Genomic DNA, 1,896 nt, shown 5'->3' with positions numbered 1-1,896 from the left:
TAAATGATTTTCTTAATTTTTCTTCTGTTTCAAACAGCCCTTCAGTAGTCTTTTTATAGTGGGAAACATTTGAATGGTCTCTGCCAATCACTTCTCCTATTTCTTCAAGATTCATTCTTGTATTATTCAAAAGAACGATTGATATTATCCTTCTTATATCGACTAATCCCCTAACTCTTATGGGGGATTTAATTTGCTCTTCTGTAATGTCAAATTTATCCTGCACTATTCTGTACAGTTTATCTATATCATTATTCATATCCTATTATTCTTATGTAACCTTTATTGTTGTTATCTCCTATTTCATACTTAAAGCCATGCCTATCAAGCACAGCTTTAACGATTCGATGCATCTCTCCAGAGTTCCCTGTTATGATGTCGTGAGGATACTCCGTCAGGAACACATAGTTTTCAACAAGCCTATCGACATCTGCATGAGATTCTCCATGAAGGTCAAGCTTCCTTTGTGGTGCGCTATTTTTCTTCTTCTTGCGTCCCATCAAGTCCATACTCTTTTACCAGCTTCTGCTCAATCACATCTATGAACTTTAGCTCCGAGTTCTCTGGTATTGAAACCATGGTATCATTAATTTCTGCTGATTTTCCATGCACCATCGCATAGAACATCTCCTCTGTTAAAACAACTTCTTTCATTAATTCTAAATTTAGACAGCCATATCCATCTCTCTGTCATACTGTAAATATTGACTCATGACTTCGTTTTGTCTTATTTCTTCACGTCCTAATAATATTGCCACATTTTTTCTCAAATTCTGTCTGGCCTTCGATAGATTTGATTTTGATGTACCCTCCGAGATTTCCAATTTCTCGGCAATTTCCTTGTGAGACATTTCTTCAAACACATGCATGTTGAAAACAGCTCTATAAGATGGAGATAACTTTTGGATTTGTTCCATTATTAAATCAACTGGAATTCCTTTTACCTCATCTTCATTTATTTCAAAACCTTTGTCTTCTTCTGACATGCCATCAAAAAAGGCCATATCGGCTGTGTCCATTACAAAGGTGTTCTTTTGCTTTCTGGTGTAATCAATGGCAGTATTTGCCATGATTCTACTTATCCATCCCTCGAAACTTCCTTTCATCGTATACTTGCTAATATTTTCAAATATTTTGATGAATCCGTCACTCAATATGTCTTGAGCAGTGTCTTTGTCTTTCGCATATCTCATTGCAATTCCCATGCACCTGTCGTAGTTCAATTCAAACAGAATTTTTTGAATTCTTCTATCATTGACCAAACATCCTTTTATGAGCTTCTTGACGTGCCCCTTATTTTTAAGGTCATAAACATTTTCTCTAAGAGCTGCGTATCTACTTATCGCTTCTCCAAAAGGAATACATTCAAGATTATCTAAACTGTCATTGAGAGTTCTACCATCTTTATGATAGATTACATATCCAGAAGGAACTGGGCCATTTGCCTCTTCCCAAACAACCTTATCATTTCGAAGATATTTGGCCAATCCTTTATCATCACTACCTGCATTTACAAACCTAAGTCTTTTGATGTTTCCAGTCTTCAATGTTTTCTTACGTATCATGAAGCTACCAACTTTGGTATTCTTCAAACCAGTATTCCAAGATTTTTGTCCTTTTTTAAACTTCCCTTCTTGGTAATCTTTTGGGTTAGATTTTTTATGAATGTTGTAACACTCGTGAGAGCAGAACTTTCTCTTTCGAGACCTACTCTTAAAATTTTTACTACAGCATTCGTTATGACACGTAATAACTGGCATGGTTTAACCCTCCGTTTTTTTATCTGACTTCTTCATTTTACTTATGATTATTTCTCCAATTAAGAAGAAGATAACGCCCCAGGCAAAAAAGAAAAAGTGCCCTGCGAATACCAATAGAACGACAAGGGGCTTCCCC

At 35.9% G+C, this 1,896-nt stretch carries 4 protein-coding genes; all 4 read right to left on the bottom strand.

Annotated features, from left to right (window positions below):
• Window positions 1-259: hypothetical protein (locus HRT72_09330; GenBank protein NQY67906.1), on the bottom strand; the 259-nt coding region annotated here is incomplete at its 3' end.
• On the bottom strand, window positions 252-500 hold the full coding sequence (locus HRT72_09325; protein NQY67905.1) for a hypothetical protein: 249 nt from the start codon (window positions 498-500) through the stop codon (window positions 252-254). The genes HRT72_09330 and HRT72_09325, both read right to left, overlap by 8 nt.
• The gene (locus HRT72_09320; GenBank protein NQY67904.1) at window positions 475-654 is read right to left on the bottom strand and encodes a hypothetical protein; all 180 of its coding nucleotides are present in this window, start codon (window positions 652-654) and stop codon (window positions 475-477) included. The genes HRT72_09325 and HRT72_09320 overlap by 26 nt, the downstream gene beginning before the upstream one ends.
• Window positions 655-665: 11 nt before the next feature.
• Entirely contained in the window at window positions 666-1,760 is a 1,095-nt protein-coding gene (locus HRT72_09315; protein NQY67903.1) for a sigma-70 family RNA polymerase sigma factor, read from the bottom strand.
• Window positions 1,761-1,896 lie beyond the last annotated feature (136 nt).

It is taken from the genome of Flavobacteriales bacterium (assembly GCA_013214975.1).
GTDB lineage: Bacteria > Bacteroidota > Bacteroidia > DT-38 > DT-38 > DT-38.
Note: the sequence above shows the minus strand (reverse complement) of the source record. Positions and strands in the feature narration are given on the sequence as shown.

Coding starts and splice junctions, on each gene's coding strand:
- HRT72_09325 (NQY67905.1), bottom strand. CDS start 500: ATGGGACGCAAGAAGAAGAAAAATAGCGCACCACAAAGGAAGCTTGAC.
- HRT72_09320 (NQY67904.1), bottom strand. CDS start 654: ATGAAAGAAGTTGTTTTAACAGAGGAGATGTTCTATGCGATGGTGCAT.
- HRT72_09315 (NQY67903.1), bottom strand. CDS start 1,760: ATGCCAGTTATTACGTGTCATAACGAATGCTGTAGTAAAAATTTTAAG.